Origin of the sequence: Dolosigranulum pigrum ATCC 51524 (assembly GCF_000245815.1) — a bacterium.
GTDB classification, from domain to species: domain Bacteria; phylum Bacillota; class Bacilli; order Lactobacillales; family Carnobacteriaceae_A; genus Dolosigranulum; species Dolosigranulum pigrum.
The window spans coordinates 90894-106420 of sequence record NZ_JH601104.1 but is presented as its reverse complement, the minus strand read 5'-3'; the positions used below and the strand labels follow the sequence as shown (position 1 = coordinate 106420).

15 protein-coding genes and 1 other RNA gene are annotated in these 15527 nt (G+C 40.8%); 13 read left to right on the top strand and 3 right to left on the bottom strand.

Annotated elements, in window-relative coordinates; all coding sequences use genetic code 11:
- Positions 1-2: 2 nt before the first annotated feature.
- The gene (gene mvaD / locus HMPREF9703_RS07500) at positions 3-1013 is read right to left on the bottom strand and encodes a diphosphomevalonate decarboxylase (RefSeq protein WP_004636816.1); all 1011 of its coding nucleotides are present in this window, start codon (positions 1011-1013) and stop codon (positions 3-5) included.
- Positions 997-1962, bottom strand: a complete 966-nt coding sequence (gene mvk / locus HMPREF9703_RS07495; RefSeq protein ID WP_004636815.1) for a mevalonate kinase — start codon at positions 1960-1962, stop codon at positions 997-999. Before mvk ends, mvaD begins: the two co-directional genes overlap by 17 nt.
- Positions 1963-2096: 134 nt before the next feature.
- Between mvk and coaA the strand changes: the two genes are divergently transcribed.
- From coaA to HMPREF9703_RS07460, 7 genes are all read left to right on the top strand, one after another.
- The gene (gene coaA / locus HMPREF9703_RS07490) at positions 2097-3017 is read left to right on the top strand and encodes a type I pantothenate kinase (protein ID WP_004636814.1); all 921 of its coding nucleotides are present in this window, start codon (positions 2097-2099) and stop codon (positions 3015-3017) included.
- A 92-nt stretch (positions 3018-3109) separates the two neighbouring features.
- Positions 3110-3844, top strand: a complete 735-nt coding sequence (locus HMPREF9703_RS07485; RefSeq protein WP_004636813.1) for a WecB/TagA/CpsF family glycosyltransferase — start codon at positions 3110-3112, stop codon at positions 3842-3844.
- On the top strand, positions 3844-4947 hold the full coding sequence (locus HMPREF9703_RS07480; protein WP_004636811.1) for a glycosyltransferase: 1104 nt from the start codon (positions 3844-3846) through the stop codon (positions 4945-4947). Before HMPREF9703_RS07485 ends, HMPREF9703_RS07480 begins: the two co-directional genes overlap by 1 nt.
- Positions 4944-6425, top strand: coding sequence for a nicotinate phosphoribosyltransferase (locus HMPREF9703_RS07475; protein WP_004636809.1), 1482 nt, complete (start codon positions 4944-4946; stop codon positions 6423-6425). The genes HMPREF9703_RS07480 and HMPREF9703_RS07475 overlap by 4 nt, the downstream gene beginning before the upstream one ends.
- Before the next feature lie 12 nt (positions 6426-6437).
- Entirely contained in the window at positions 6438-7295 is an 858-nt protein-coding gene (gene nadE, locus HMPREF9703_RS07470) for an NAD(+) synthase (protein WP_004636806.1), read from the top strand.
- Positions 7296-7301: 6 nt separating this feature from the next.
- Positions 7302-8435: an N-acetylglucosamine-6-phosphate deacetylase gene (gene nagA, locus HMPREF9703_RS07465; RefSeq protein WP_004636805.1), complete on the top strand. Its 1134-nt coding sequence runs from the start codon at positions 7302-7304 to the stop codon at positions 8433-8435.
- Positions 8428-9159, top strand: a complete 732-nt coding sequence (locus HMPREF9703_RS07460; protein ID WP_004636803.1) for a glucosamine-6-phosphate deaminase — start codon at positions 8428-8430, stop codon at positions 9157-9159. The genes nagA and HMPREF9703_RS07460 overlap by 8 nt, the downstream gene beginning before the upstream one ends.
- A gap of 925 nt (positions 9160-10084) precedes the next feature.
- Here HMPREF9703_RS07460 and ssrA read toward each other — a convergent pair.
- Positions 10085-10445, bottom strand: a transfer-messenger RNA (tmRNA) gene (gene ssrA, locus HMPREF9703_RS08795).
- A gap of 372 nt (positions 10446-10817) precedes the next feature.
- Here ssrA and HMPREF9703_RS07450 point away from each other — a divergent pair.
- From HMPREF9703_RS07450 to sufC, 6 genes are all read left to right on the top strand, one after another.
- Complete coding sequence (locus HMPREF9703_RS07450) at positions 10818-11981, top strand: LCP family protein (RefSeq protein ID WP_050815206.1); 1164 nt, start codon at positions 10818-10820, stop codon at positions 11979-11981.
- Positions 11982-12038: 57 nt separating this feature from the next.
- A complete protein-coding gene (locus tag HMPREF9703_RS07445) occupies positions 12039-12776 on the top strand; it encodes an NAD-dependent protein deacylase (RefSeq protein WP_004636797.1) in 738 nt (245 codons plus the stop codon).
- Between the two features lie 72 nt (positions 12777-12848).
- Positions 12849-13079: a DUF2969 family protein gene (locus HMPREF9703_RS07440; RefSeq protein WP_004636794.1), complete on the top strand. Its 231-nt coding sequence runs from the start codon at positions 12849-12851 to the stop codon at positions 13077-13079.
- 9 nt (positions 13080-13088) lie between these two features.
- On the top strand, positions 13089-14150 hold the full coding sequence (locus HMPREF9703_RS07435; protein ID WP_004636791.1) for a YihY/virulence factor BrkB family protein: 1062 nt from the start codon (positions 13089-13091) through the stop codon (positions 14148-14150).
- Between the two features lie 17 nt (positions 14151-14167).
- Positions 14168-14536, top strand: coding sequence for a glycine cleavage system H family protein (locus HMPREF9703_RS07430; RefSeq protein WP_004636789.1), 369 nt, complete (start codon positions 14168-14170; stop codon positions 14534-14536).
- 207 nt (positions 14537-14743) lie between these two features.
- A complete protein-coding gene (gene sufC / locus HMPREF9703_RS07425; protein WP_004636787.1) occupies positions 14744-15517 on the top strand; it encodes a Fe-S cluster assembly ATPase SufC in 774 nt (257 codons plus the stop codon).
- Positions 15518-15527 lie beyond the last annotated feature (10 nt).

The following is a 15527-nucleotide window of genomic DNA, read 5'->3' as shown; positions in this document are numbered from 1 at the left end:
AATTAGTTTGGTGTGATGTCGGCATGTACATGATCTGGTAGCACAGTTAGTCCCGGTCCTGGTTGAGCTAAGATTAGTTGAGCCGGATCGTAATACTTACTTAGGCGTTCTTTTATTTCTTTCAATTCTTGGCAAGTGCTGATTAATTTAACATTGGGTCCGGCATCCATGGTGAAATAAACGTTGTAGCCTTCTTGGCGGAGTTGACGGACGTGTTCCATCGCGCGTAAACTTTCAGCTGACCAGTATGTGAACGGCGGATTAGCGCCTAAGTTAGTACCGTGCATTTTAAGGGCATTACGTTCAGCGATTTCTCCAACTTGTTGGATACTTTGGTCTTTAATTGCTTGCCGCATGTCGGCCAAATCCAATTCGATAGTCTCTAACCAAGCAGGATAGAAGACTGAAGTCGCTACAGTTCGGCTCATACCTTCACTACTGGAGACAGCTTTTTGGCGACTATCTAAAATAATAAATAACATCCCAATATCCCAATTAGCATCATCGAGCGGTTTCGCCACCGATGTTACATCAGAATGCCCTTTTTCCCACTCAACAAAACCACCAAAAATACTGCGGGAAGCAGAGCCAGATCCACGGCGAGCGAGTCGGGAAAGTTCGGCATCAGACAGGTTGAGTTCTAAGGCATTACTGGCAGCTCCCGCTAAGGCAGCTAAGCCAGAAGCGGAAGAGGCTAGCCCGGCTGCTGTAGGAACATAATTGAGACTTGTAATCTTAGCATTGTAATCAACCTGAGCTACTTCACGGACTAAGTCAAGAATAATTTTGGCCTTTTTCAACGCAGCTCCACTTTGCTCCTGGCCATCAATCGTTAGTGTATCGGTAGTGAAGCGAGAATCGAATTGAACATACGTATCGGTGTAGAAGCTATCAAGGGTCAAAGAAATCGAATTGTTTTTGGGAAGTTTGAGGGCTTCATCCGCTTTCCCCCAATATTTAATGAGAGCAATGTTCGTGTAAGCGCGTATCCAAGAGCTAGTATAAGTTGTCATCGGTGGAATCTCCTAACGAATTAATCCAAGTTTGAGTAGCGCCGGCTTGTTGTAAGGCGTCAGCGATTTGTTGGGCTTCTGCTTCAGTTGCAGCAAGGGCAATCATACATCCTCCACGTCCACTACCGGTTAGTTTGGCGCCAAGTGCACCGGCTTGCAATGCAGTGAAGACTAACTGATCAAGTTCAGGACTGCTGACCGTGAGTTGTTTTAATTGTAAGTGTGAGTTAGATAATATTTGACCTAATTGCTTTATGTTACCTGACAGAATGACCTCTTTTGCTTGATTAGCAAGTTGTCCCAGTTGCTGAATAGTTTCCAATGTCTTTGCAGGATAGTCGATAAGTAATTGTTGAATATCTGCAACAGCTTCCTTCGTTGAGCCCGTTACGCCTGTATCAGCGGTTATTAAGTAGCCAGATAATTGGAGGTCTAACGTTTCCGGTGGCTGGTCTTTGGTAAAATAGATGGGTGACTGTTGGAAAATCACTTCGGTATCAATGCCACTTGCTTGACCGTGCACCATGTTTTCGGAAATAGAGACAAAATGAGTAAAGCTCGCTTCATCTAACTCAGCATCAAAATAGTCACATAAAGCTCTTAAGGTTGCACTTGCCACAGCAGCACTGGATCCTACACCTCGCTCAGCGGGGAGAGAGCTATCAATTGTTATATATAAGCCGTCCGAAGAGGTTTCTAAATATGTACATACGGCTTGAATCATCTGATGAAGATGATTTAGTTGTTCGGAGGAAGCAAGTGGTCCGGTATAATAAGCACTGTCGATGTAATTCTCACCCGTACATGGCTGAATACTAACTGAAACAGTTGTAGCAGTAAATGGTAGCGCAATGGCTGGCATATTATAAACCACCGCATGTTCACCGATTAAGATCACCTTACCATGGGCGGTGCCGATCCCTTGTTTTGTCTGTGCGAGTGCATCCATTATCGTTCTCCTCTCCAATCTATCGTTTATCTCTATTGTAGCGGAAGAAAGTTAAAAATAATTTAAGATTTTGTTTGAGTTCCATCCAGCAATGACTTAAACTAGATAATAGTGATGATACTGGAGGGAATTGTATGCGAGAATCCGATAACTTTTTAATTTATGAACGCTCAGAATGGCAGGCACTCAACGATCGAGTAGATTTTGAACTGACGGACGAAAAATTGGAATCCATTCGGTCGCTGAATGATAAAATTTCGATCGATGACGTGAGAGATATTTATGTGCCGATTGTGCAACTGTTGGATATTGTCTTAGCTAATTATAAGCAACTGAAACAAACGCGAGCAGATTATTTAACGTATGGAGAACGTTCGGAGCCATATATTATCGGGATAGCTGGGAGTGTCGCTGTTGGGAAAAGTACGGTTGCTCGTTTACTACAGACACTCTTAGCACAGTTCCACCCGCAGCAACAAGTTGATCTGATTACAACGGATGGCTTTTTATATCCCAATCAGGTACTGGCAGATCGGAATATGATGGATAAAAAAGGCTTCCCAGAGAGTTATGATATGGAGCGGTTAATTCGATTTTTAGCAGATGTGAAGAACGGGAAACCCACTATTCAAGTGCCGAAATATTCACATGAAATATACGATATTGTTCCGGATGAATTTATTACAGTGGATAAGCCAGATATTTTAATTGTTGAAGGAATTAATGTGTTGCAGTTACCATCGAATGAGAAAATATTTGTCAGTGACTTTTTTGATTTTAGCTTTTATGTGGATGCGAAGCCAGAATTGATTGAGAAGTGGTACTTGGGTCGAATTGGTATTCTGTTAGATACAGCGTTTCAGAAGGAGAGCAATTACTATAACAAGTTAGCGAATATGCCACGAAAAGAGGCCTTCGATTATGCCCGAAATGTTTGGAAGACAGTTAATTTAGTGAATTTACAAGAATATATCTTGCCGACACGATTCCGAGCTGATTTGATTTTGCACAAGACACACGATCATTATATTGATCAGGTGCTCGTTAAAAAGTAGTTTCAATCTGACAAATTAGATGTAAAATCTTATTAATTTGGGGGAAGTTGTACTATAATAGAGGGAAAGAGGATGAACGGAAAGGAGTAGCTATGTCAGCGAAAGTCGATATTTTAGGCGTGAAATTTGATGAAACGACGGAAAAAGAGATGTTAGCGACTTTATATGAGCGATTACATATGGGAGAAAAGACCTTCATCGTGACAGCTAATCCAGAGATTGTCATGTATGCCCAGGATGATGCGTCCTATCGTGAGTTAATCAATCAGGCAGATTATGTTGTGCCAGACGGGATTGGTGTTGTTTATGCCTCGCGTTATCAGCGTGAGTCGCTGCCAGAGCGAGTTCCGGGATTTGATTTGATGTTAGGTTTATTAGAAATAGCAAATCGGACCCAGAAGCGCGTTTATCTATTGGGAGGCACCGAAGCAGTGATCGAAAAAACAGTTGCTTGTGTTGCCCAAAATTATCCAGACCTTATTATTGCAGGCTATCACCATGGCTACATTGACCCAGCAGATCCGACTTATCGCGAAGTCGTGAAAGCCACATCTCCTGATATTATTCTGGTAGCAATGGGCTTTCCTCGTCAAGAACAATGGGCACATCAGTACTTAGCAGAGGTTGAAGAGGGGATTGCTATGGGAGTCGGTGGCAGCTTCGATGTACTTGCTGGTGCGACAAAACGCGCGCCCGATTGGATTCAACGTCTTAACATTGAATGGCTCTATCGGTTAATGAGACAGCCCAGTCGTTGGGGACGCATGCTAGCTATTCCTAAGTTTATGTGGAAAATTATTCGATCGAATAAGGGAAGGAACACATAATGAACATCTTACATATTAATGCGGGTAATGAGTATGGTGGCGGTATGTATCATGTGGTCTCTTTAGTGAAGCAGTTATGTCAACGGGGCGTAAATAGTCAGTTGGTGGTATTTGAAGACGGCCCAGTTGCTCAGCATGCACGCGAACAAGATGTGCCCGTGCAGGTTTTACCACAGCGCTTTCGTTATGACTGGCAACTGAAGAAAGATTTGAGCGATTTTTTAGCCACTGAAAAAATTGATATTGTCCATGCACATGGCCCACGCGCAGTTGTCTATGCTGCAGCGGTTAAAAGAGTTCAGCCCCACATTCATTATATCGCAACTGTTCACAGCGATCCGCTAGTAGACTTTAAGGGAAAAGGATTGCTTGGCCTATTTTTTAAGCGGTTGTATTTAAGGCGGATTAAACAGATGGATCACGTAATAACCGTCTCAGCATCGATTCAACAAGTGTTAGAGCAACAAGGTGTACCGTTAAATCAGCTATCAGTTATCCGTAGCGGGATAGCTTATCCATCCGACTATCCAAGAGCAGATAAAAAACAAGACACACTACACTTTGTCGCAGTAGGGCGCCTAGAGCCCGTTAAACAGTATGATAAGTTATTAGACGCTTTTCGTCAGATGCAGGCCGATCGCTGGCGGTTAACAATTGTCGGCGATGGGAGTGAACGAGATAACTTAGTTCAGCAAGTGAATGAATGGGGGCTCAGTCAACAGGTTCATTTTACAGGATGGGTCAATCAAGAAGCGGTTGGAGATTACTTGGATCAGGCTGATGTTTTCGTGCTCTCGAGTCAGAGTGAGGGGTTCCCGCTTGTTGTCTTAGAAGCGGTGCGAGCTGGTCTACCCGTGATTGGGACAGATGTTGGAGATATGCGTGTGTTCTACACTGATGAGACAGCGCCGTTTTTGTTGCCAGAAATGGTCACTCATCAGTACGCAAGAGCACTCGATTTGATGTACAGTGAATGGCAGCAAGGGCAATTAGACGCGCTAAGTCGACTTTTTTTCTGGCAAGGAGCGCAGTTTTCAGTTGATCAGCAACTTGATAAAACAATTCAATTATATAAGATGATGATGCAGGAGGATAAGTCATGACACAATTTTATGCGGATGATAGTTTAGGACTTCATACGGATTTGTACGAAATTAATATGGTATTAACTTATTGGCAAAAAGGAAACATTAATAAAAAAGCGGTCTTCGAAATGTATTACCGCGATAACCCATTTGGAATGGGCTACACTATTTTTGCTGGGTTGGAGCGGTTTATTCACTATATTAATCATTTAGGATTTTCAGAGAGTGATATTGCGTACTTAAGAGAGACGTACGATTATCCCGAAGAATTTTTACAGTTTCTAGCTGATTGGGAATTTAAAGGGACTATTCGTGCCTTCCGAGAAGGGGAAGTAGCGTTTGCTAATGAGCCGCTTATTCAAGTGGAAGGGTCAATTATTGATTGTCAATTGATCGAAACGGCCTTACTAAATATGATTAACTTCCAAACATTAATTGCGACGAAAGCAGCTAAAATTAAAACGGTTGTTGGAGATGATTCTCTTCTAGAATTTGGTGCTCGTCGTGCGCAGGAATTAGATGCAAGTATTTGGGGCGCACGGGCAACCTACATTGGTGGAGCAGATGCAACCAGTAATACACGGGCAGGTAAGTTATTTAATATTCCGGTAGCGGGGACACATGCGCATGCGTTAGTCCAAGCATATCGGGATGAATATGAAGCATTTAAGGCCTATGCCGAAACGCATAAGGATTGTATTTTCTTAGTAGATACGTTTAATACCTTGCAGTCTGGGGTGCCGAATGCCATTAAAGTTGCTGATGAGCTAGGAGATCAGATGAACTTTATTGGAGTGCGTTTGGATTCGGGGGACTTATCATACTTATCGAAGCGGGTGCGTGAACAATTAGATGAAGCGGGCTATCCTGAGGCGAAGATTTTTGTGTCCAATGATTTAGACTCAAAGACGATCTTGAACTTAAAAATGCAAGGGGCTAAGATCGATGCATGGGGTGTAGGAACGAAATTGATTACGGCTTACCACCAACCAGCATTAGGTGGAGTATATAAACTGGTCTCGATCGAAGGAAACGATGGTAAAATGCACCGTACCTTAAAATTAACGGGAGATGCAGCGAAGATCTCTACACCAGGGAAAAAGCAAGTTTACCGAATTCACACTGAAAATGGGACGAAACCAGAAGGGGATTATATAACGCGTTTTGATGAGGATCCACGTGATCAGTCGGAACTGTTCATGTTCCATCCTCAATTTACGTATATTAATAAGACCGTCCGCAACTTCACGGCGCGGCCACTATTGCACGATATTTTTATTGATGGAGAATTAGTTTATGAGCTGCCGACGATTCAAGAGATTAAGGATTATTCAACTCAGTCTCTATCCGAATTTTATGAAGAATATCGTCGTGTCTTGAATCCAGAGAAATATCCGGTTGACTTATCGCAGAAGCTTTATGATGATAAGATGGAAGCCATCCATATGTACCGTGATTTAGCGGAAAAACCGAGTAGCCGAAAAGTATTCGAATAAGGAGGAGGTCACGTGAGTCAATCATTACGCCAACAAATTATTGAACAAATGAAAGTTAAGCCCGTCATCGATCCTGAAGCAGAAATTCGTCGGTCGATTGAGTTTATGAAAGATTATGCCAGACAGCATACATTTTTGAAGGCCTTTGTTTTGGGGATTTCAGGAGGGCAAGATTCCACGTTGTTAGGGAAGTTAGCCCAACTTGCGGTAGAAGAATTACGTGAAGAGATGATGTACGATCAGTCAGAGATGCAATTCATTGCTGTGCGTCTCCCTTATGGTGAGCAGCGTGATGAAGCAGATGCACAAGCGGTATTGGATTGGATTCAACCGGATCGATGTGTAACCGTAGATATTAAGCCCTCAGTGGATGCCTTGGTGCATGTTTTAGCCCAGCAAAATATAGCTATGAGTGACTTTAACAAAGGTAATATAAAAGCTCGCGAACGCATGGTAGCCCAATATGCTATCGCTGGTGAATATGCAGGAGTTGTTTTGGGGACAGACCATTCAGCTGAAAATATAACAGGTTTCTTCACGAAGCATGGTGATGGTGCGAGTGATATTAATCCGCTCTTTCGCTTGAATAAACGACAAGGGGCACAATTATTAGAGGTCTTAGGAGCGCCCGAATCGTTTTATAAAAAAATACCCACTGCTGACTTAGAAGATGATAAGCCAGGGTTAGCTGATAGTGAGAAGCTAGGTGTGAGTTATGAAGCAATTGATGATTACTTGGAAGGCCGAGAAGTATCGGCTGAGGACCAAGCAACGATTGAATCATGGTACTTGAAGACTGACCATAAGCGGCATCTGCCAATTACAGTGTTTGATGATTTTTATAAAAAAATGAATAAACAGAAAGGATAATGAACAGTGGCAACGGTATATACGAATGCAACAATTTATGATGGACAGGGGCGAATCGATAACGGATTTATCCGGTATGAAGACACTATCCTTAATGTCGGACCGATGAGTGAATATACGCCAACTGAAGCAGATGAAGAGATTGATGCAGAGGGTCGGTTAATTATCCCGGGATTTATCGATGTGCATAGTCACGGCGGATATGGGATAGATAATATGGATGCTGACCCTGAAAAAATTGACGAGATGGTGCAACAATTTTTACAAGAAGGGATTACGTCTTATTTTGCGACGACGATGACCCAGACGGCCGAGAATGTTGAAGCCTCTGTCGAAGCGATAGCAAAAGCGGCAGAGCATAATGATCGAATTGTCGGTATTCATATCGAAGGTCCTTTTATTTCGGTCGATCATATGGGCGCACAGAACCCAGAATTTATCACCCCACCAAGTAAAGATTTGATGAAAAAATGGAATGAATTAAGTGGTGACTTAATCAGATTAGTCACGTATGCGCCAGAAGTTACAGATGTCAGCGAGTTTGAATCGTATTGTCTCGAGCATGATATTGTCTTATCGGTTGGGCATTCGGGCGCGACTTATGCCGAATTAGAGCAATCAAATGCCACCCATGTGACGCATTTATATAATGGTCAACTTGGTCTGCATCACCGTGAACCAGGTGTGACGGGTTATGGGTTGTTGAATGATGATGTTAAAGTTGAAATGATTGTAGATGGCCATCATATCTGCCCAGAAATGGTAAAATTAACATATCGTGCTAAAGGAGCAGACGGTATTGTCCTTATTACTGATGCGATGCGTGCCAAAGGGTTACCTAATGGCGAAAGTGAACTGGGTGGCCAAAAAGTGTTTGTTAAAGATGGTACCGCACGCTTAGAGAACGGTTCGTTAGCGGGGTCAATTTTAACGTTTATTGATGCCTTCCGTAATATGATTGCTTTCAGTGGCTGTAGCATCGAAGAAGCCGTAAAGATGAGTTCAACGAATCAAGCAGAAGAATTCAATTTGGCGGGTAAAGGGAAACTATTACCAGGTTATGACGCGGACTTCTTAGTCTTGTCAACGGATTTAGAGTTACAACAGACGATTTATGGAGGGGAGACATATAATGGATAAACCACAAGAGATTAATGGATTTCAAGTGTTTGTTGTTGAAGATGAGCATGAAGGCGGAAAAGTTGCATTTGAATTAGTGCAGGCAGCTTACGCACAAGGAGCACAAGTATTTGGGCTAGCAACTGGAAGTACGCCGGAGACATTGTACGAAGAGCTCAAAGCCAGTAACTTAGACTTTTCGGATCGCATTTCGGTTAATTTGGATGAATATGTGGGCTTAAGTGGCGATCATCCCCAAAGTTACCGTTACTTCATGGAAGAGAAATTATTTAATGAAAAACCATTCAAACAAAATTTTGTGCCAAATGGGCTAGCGGATGAAGAAACAGAAATCCAGCGCTATAATCAAGTGTTGCAAGATTATCCGATTGATTTGCAAATTCTTGGAATCGGAACCAATGCGCACATTGCGTTCAACGAGCCGGGGACGTCTTTTGAGGCGAAGACGCATAAGGTGAAGCTGACAGAGGCAACAATCGAAGCGAATAAACGGTTCTTCGACTCTGAAGAAGACGTGCCACGGTATGCTTATTCGATGGGAATTGCATCAATTTTAGAAGCAGACCAAATTATTTTGCTAGCTTACGGACCCAAAAAAGCGCAAGCTATCCGAGACATGATTCATGCTGACAAGACAGAGCAAATTCCCGCAACCGCTTTGCAAGATCACGCCAACGTTACCGTTGTTGTCGATCAAGCAGCCGCAGAGAAATTAGCTGTCTAATTGAATATAACAAAAAGCCAAGTTCAGAGGAAATTATTTTTGATGTGACCTCCAAAAGTTGGAGTTTTGAATAGTGACGATTAAACACGTGATTGAGTGGCTTGTTTCCGGTAATTAACCGGAGATAAGCCACTCAATTTTATTTTATTTAATTTAAAGGGGTATGAATATGTTTTGGACATAAATGAACCCTCAAAAATTAGAATAATTTACGCTAACTTTTGGGGGCAGTACAACATGAGCTCAAAAAGTTGTTATTTTAATTGGGCAATCAGGGCAATCTTTTTTCAAAATATTTAAAAAAGATTGTGATGAGTGTAAAACCTAGCATCATTGTTATAATACCTTGCAAATAATATTGACTGATAGGGATAATGATATTGAAAATGAGTGAAAACCCAATTATTTTTGTGAATATATTTATTTGGTGTTTTTTAGGTGCTTCTTTATAAAAAAGGTAGAGGCTACGAATGAAACATCCTATAATAATTACAATACTTGCTATATCATAGAATACACTTGGAGGATCATGATTTACACTATAATAAAAGATCAGTCCAATATAGAAAGCCATTAAAGAAATCAAACTGTCTCTAAAACGAGTATTCATATAATCATCTCCTAACCTGTAATATTTATTACCAAGTGAATGTCTTGAACAATTTTTCCACAGTAGGTCCTCTTAAATACATTTTAGCAATAAAATCTATTTAATGCAACCGCTTACTTTTTAATAAACATTCATTAGAAATTCATTATATGTATATACTATAGAGTGCAAAATCAATGTAAAAAATATTTGCATTCTCTTAAAAGTAAAAGTTATTAAATTCTATAAATAGAGAAAAGACAAAAGACAACCCGGAGATGCTGTTGCGAAAACATTTCCGGGGTGTCTTTTGTGTTATTTTCTCTTGCAATGTTAAAATGGAGTCGAGGGGAGTCGAACCCCTGTCCAAGCATATCGTCACTCGGGCATATACACTCATAGTTTCATCTTGGAAGTTCACTTGCACCTAGTTATGAAACGAACATCGGTGGTTGCTAGTCTGATGATCTCTTCTAAGCCTGCAGACGGAAGAACTCAGCGTATCCCACTCAATTATAGGACCTGAAACTGCATCGTGGGCGAACCCAGCTCAGATCTAGCAGAAGCTACTTACGCAGCTAAAGCTAAGTTTGAATTTTTGTTTGCAGTTAAATTTAAACTGAACGTTGATAAGCAGACGTCACCTGCTAAATGCGTCCCGAGCTCGATCTATGCCTGTCGAATCCGTAACGACCCCAATATGTGAATGGAACTTCTATTAAGAAGCTCACTAATTATTATAACATGCCCAGCTCAGAAGTCAAAACATTAAACTGAAATGATATATAATAAGCTATTTTATTGGTTAGGTTGGTACATATGCGAATTTCGCAATTTATTTGTGCAAAATAATTAAAATTTTACTGATTTTCAACTTTTTCTGTTATGATAGTAGTGATGAGTCACTTATTCTTTTTATGTAATCGGAGATGAGTATTTATATTTTAAGGAGGTTTTTTCGATTTTAAACCGTAGTCATAAGCGTCGCAAAAATAAAAAACGTCATAAAACTGTATACCGTGTGATTTTTGGTATATTATTCGGATTTGTCTTGTTATTAGGTGGTGTTGTGGGGTACTATGCATCCAGCTTGAATAGTTTTTTCAATACCATCTCAGTCGAAAATAAACAAGAGGTGCAAAAGGAGTTGGACTTGCATTTGGATGAAGTCAAGCCATTTTCGGTCTTGTTGTTAGGGGAAGACTTGGCGCAAGATGATACTTCACGAACAGATACGATTATCGTTGCCACAGTAAATCCAACCGAAAAAAGTGTCAAGATGGTCTCGATTCCGCGCGATACACTTGTACATACAGAAGATGGTATTACGGAGAAGATTAATGCCATGTATACGATCGGTGGTATTGAGAAGATTAAAGAAGAAGTTGAGAAGTTGTTGGACATTCCTATTTCATTTTATAGCATTCTAGATTTTAAAGGCTTAATTAAGCTGGTGGATGCGGTAGGTGGCGTGAACGTTCACTCCAATATGGAATTTACTGTTCAGAATAGCCAGGAGAAAGCTGATGCCATACAGATTAAAAAAGGCCCTCAAAAGTTAAATGGGGAAGAAGCACTTGGTTATGCTCGGATGAGACAACAAGACCCAGAAGGCGTATTTGGTCGTCAGGCACGCCAAGAAGAAGTCATTAGAGCATTAATAAAAGAATTAGTTTCACCGAAGATGTTTACGCATTTTGATGAAATATTAGATGCTATAGCGCCTCATTTGAAGACAAATGTGAAGGGCGAACAGATGTTGAAAATAGCAGCCAATTATATGAGTGCAGCGAATTCAATTGAGTCCCTTAGTCTTACCGGAGAAGGTGAGCTAACATATTTCCCTCACTATGGATTAGATGTCTATGTCTTCTTACCACATGAAGAAGTATTACGCGATATTTCTAAGCAATTAAAAGAACATTTAGAATTGGGAGCTGAGTATGTGCATCCACTGAATGAAGGGCGCGAGAGTTGGGAAGTAGATCATGAGAATATAGAAGTTCCTGAGGATGCGAATTTACCAAGTATCCCATATGGTCCAGAGTATGAAGAAGCAAGCGGTTATTATGAAGTACCTGAGCAATCTTCAGGCTACTATGACCCACCTGTTCAGAATAACACACAAAATTATTACCAACCTTCCGGAGGTCAGTCTGAAGCACAGTCAGAAGGATTATTAACACCTGAAGCATCGGGCCAGGACCAAGCAGGAGACCCACCGATAGAGTAATATAATATAATAGAATAAAGGCAGAAAGAAGTGTGATGAATAGAGAGGGTGCAATTAATGGATAAATATCAACAATTGAGTGAGATGATTGCCCAGTCAGAACGCATCGTCTTTTTTGGTGGAGCAGGGGTGTCTACTGAGAGTGGTTTGCCAGATTATCGTTCAAAAGATGGTAAATATACGGCAATGAGACAATCAAATGATGATCCGAAAAAGATCATGCACATTGACTATCTTATGCAGCACCCAGAAAAATTTTTTGCGCATTATGTAGATGATACGAAAGTTGAACCAAATCGGGCGCATCATATCTTAGCAAAGTGGGAACGGACAGGGAAAATGGTCGACATTATTACGCAAAATGTGGATAGTCTTCATCAACAAGCGGGGTCAACGTCAGTCATCGAACTTCATGGCGATAATCGCAGTTGGTATTGTATGGATTGCGGACATACAGTAGCCTATACAGAAGTACACCCAAAAGCGGAAGTTCCTTATTGTAAGCGATGTGGTGGGTTGATGCGGCCAAATGTGATTTATTTTGGTGAGATGCCGGATCGTCATGTAATTGAGCAAGCGCGTAATATTATTGCTCAAGGAGATTTGCTACTGATTGCAGGGACTTCTTTAACAGTTAGTCCGGCGCGATATTTGATCCGATCATTTGCGGGGACATCTGTTGTTGTCATCAATACAGAAGCAATTGAGGTTCGTGTGGTACCAGTTGATTTATGTTTCCAAGCCCCTGTTGGACAAGTGTTAGAAGTAGTCGATACTATTTTAGCAAAAACGTAATAACCACTTGCGATAAGCTTGATTTTCAAGTATTCTAATAAGTGAGTATGATGATAGAAAGTAGGAATGAAGATGGCACGAAACAAAACAATTGAAATTGATATAAGAGAGACCAGTAAAAATAAAGGTGATATAGTTGACTTGGAGTTAGTCGCTAAGAAAAAAGTAATCGGCACTATTCACCAGGAATCACCGGATCAAAAAGTCTCAATTTTGATGGCTTCAGGTAAGAAGCGCACAGCTCAAACGATAGATGAAGCGATTGAGGCTGTTATTGCTGAATATAACCTGCACGATCTCTAAGAGAGGGTAGTGACCGTTCAAATGAAACAAGCGAAAAAAATTGAGAAAAAGATTCCATTTAAAGAAAAAATTAGTCGCTTAATTGATGTAATCATGCCTAATCTGACGCGAGCAAGTGTGGGGCCGGATGCCGCGCAATTGGCTTACTTTATTTTGCTGTCCATTATTCCGATGATTTTGATTTTGACAAATGTGGTGTTACTTTTACCATTGGAGACGGCTGAGGTGTTGGATATTGTGCGTGATTTAATGCCAGCTGATGTGTTCCAAGTCATTGAACCGACATTGGAGAGCAATCTAGAGTCTGGAAGTGGAGGAGCTATTTCGATCGGGGTGCTAGCAGCATTCTGGTCAGCTGGGAAAGTCGTCTCGGCCTTACGCAAGTCACTGGATGAGATTTATGGTGCGATGGAGAAGGCAAACTTTTTGGTTGATCGTGTGCTGTCTGTTTTAGTGATGTTTGCTATTATTTTACTGGGCAGTTTGGGATTATTTACGTTTATGTTTGGAGAGCATATTCTACTTTTCATTCAAGGGATTATAGGAACTCGTTTGCCATTTATTGATTTATTCTTAGTTTTAAGATGGATTGTGGTTGCGGTGCTATTACCAATTGTATTTATAGTGGTGTATCATTTTGTGCCGAATCATCATATTGAGGCGAAATATGCTTGGCCGGGCGCGATTTTTAGTTCAATCGGCATTATTATTCTGTCCGAATTTTTCACGCTATACATTAGTTTAGCTGGAGGAGATGCGGTAGCCAATGCTACATTTGGCGCATTTATTGCCTTGATGATTTTCCTTTATTTCTTAAATATGATTATTTTATTCGGCGGTGTGTTGAATGCGATAGTGTATGAGTGGCAAACCTATCAGTCAGTAGCTGAATTTGAACGGGAATATAACCGCCAACAAGAAGTTGAGAATTCTGATTGGCCGGGTTACCCTCAAGAATGGGAAACAACGATCTTACGACGCAAGCTCTATAAAGCATCCTATTTGAAAAAACAAAATATTACACAATTTACAGAGATTGAGGGAATGACGACCCAAAATGATCACGATTAAGAAGGGATGGATATTAGATGACTGTAAAATATCATGTTAATGGATTATGGATTGAGAAAAAAGATGATCAAATAATTATCGGCTTGTCAGAAAAGGGCCAAGATGATGCAGGAGATATTATGTTTGCTAACTTAATGATCGATAGCGATTATCTTGAAGCTGGGGATACGTTGATTGGGGTTGAAGGAGCTAAAGCTGTTACGGATTTTACGACACCATTTGCTGGTAATGTGCTAGCAATTCACGAAGCTATCGAAGAAGATTTTGATTTATTGAATTCGACCGATCGAGCGGATAATTGGATTGTAAAACTGCGACCTAAAGACACATCATTGTTTTCACAATTATTGGATAAGCCGTTCCCTAGTGAAGATTCAGTGGGATAAATTATATGGAGTTCAACTTCTTTATAAGAAGTTGGGCTTTTTTTGTACAAAAAGGATAGAAAATGGGCATGTAGTGAATGTTATGATGAATTCGCTTTCTAATAAGCTATTGTTATGAAACGATTAAATTTGATAACGGTTATAAACTGCTGTAAAATATTTGTTGTGAGTATTTGACTAAAAATGTGAGAAAAGGATGGGACAAGCATGTCAGTATTAGAGATAAAAAATCTTCATGCTCAAATAGAAGATAAAGAAATTTTAAAAGGTGTTAACTTAACGATTCATACAAATGAAATTCATGCCATTATGGGACCTAATGGCGCTGGGAAGTCAACTTTGGCCGCTGCTATTATGGGTCACCCTCACTTCGAAGTAACTGAAGGCGAAGTGTTAATCGATGGTGTCGATATTTTGGAGTTAGAGACAGATGAGCGAGCACTTGCCGGCTTGTTCTTAGCGGTACAATATCCAAGTGAAATTGCTGGAATTACGAATGCAGAATTCCTACGTGCAGCCATCAATGCGCGTCGTGATGAAGATGATAAAATTGGAGTTATGGAATTTATCGAGAAGATGGATGAGAAGATGGCATTGCTAGATATGCCAGAAGAGATGGCGGAGCGTTACTTGAATGAAGGATTCTCTGGTGGTGAGAAGAAGCGCAACGAGATCTTACAACTTCTTATGATTGAACCGCAATTTGCGATCTTAGATGAGATTGATTCAGGATTAGATATCGATGCCCTCCAAGTGGTTTCTAAAGGAGTGAATGAAATGCGCGGTGAAAATTTTGGTGCGCTCATTATTACGCACTATCAACGTCTATTGAACTATATTGAACCTGATGTTGTCCACATCATGATGGACGGACGTGTGGTTAAGACAGGTGATGCTGAGTTGGCAAAACGTCTAGAAGCAGAAGGGTATAAAGGACTAGTAGAGGAACTTGGTTTAGATATCGAACTAGATGAAGAGTAAGGGGGATTAT

Excerpts from the sequence above, each read along its gene's own strand:
- mvk (WP_004636815.1), bottom strand. The coding sequence starts at position 1,962 with ATGGATGCACTCGCACAGACAAAACAAGGGATCGGCACCGCCCATGGT.
- HMPREF9703_RS07440 (WP_004636794.1), top strand. The coding sequence starts at position 12,849 with ATGGCACGAAACAAAACAATTGAAATTGATATAAGAGAGACCAGTAAA.
- HMPREF9703_RS07460 (WP_004636803.1), top strand. The coding sequence starts at position 8,428 with ATGGATAAACCACAAGAGATTAATGGATTTCAAGTGTTTGTTGTTGAA.
- sufC (WP_004636787.1), top strand. The coding sequence starts at position 14,744 with ATGTCAGTATTAGAGATAAAAAATCTTCATGCTCAAATAGAAGATAAA.
- HMPREF9703_RS07475 (WP_004636809.1), top strand. The coding sequence starts at position 4,944 with ATGACACAATTTTATGCGGATGATAGTTTAGGACTTCATACGGATTTG.
- HMPREF9703_RS07430 (WP_004636789.1), top strand. The coding sequence starts at position 14,168 with ATGACTGTAAAATATCATGTTAATGGATTATGGATTGAGAAAAAAGAT.
- coaA (WP_004636814.1), top strand. The coding sequence starts at position 2,097 with ATGCGAGAATCCGATAACTTTTTAATTTATGAACGCTCAGAATGGCAG.
- mvaD (WP_004636816.1), bottom strand. The coding sequence starts at position 1,013 with ATGACAACTTATACTAGCTCTTGGATACGCGCTTACACGAACATTGCT.
- HMPREF9703_RS07485 (WP_004636813.1), top strand. The coding sequence starts at position 3,110 with ATGTCAGCGAAAGTCGATATTTTAGGCGTGAAATTTGATGAAACGACG.
- HMPREF9703_RS07445 (WP_004636797.1), top strand. The coding sequence starts at position 12,039 with ATGGATAAATATCAACAATTGAGTGAGATGATTGCCCAGTCAGAACGC.
- HMPREF9703_RS07480 (WP_004636811.1), top strand. The coding sequence starts at position 3,844 with ATGAACATCTTACATATTAATGCGGGTAATGAGTATGGTGGCGGTATG.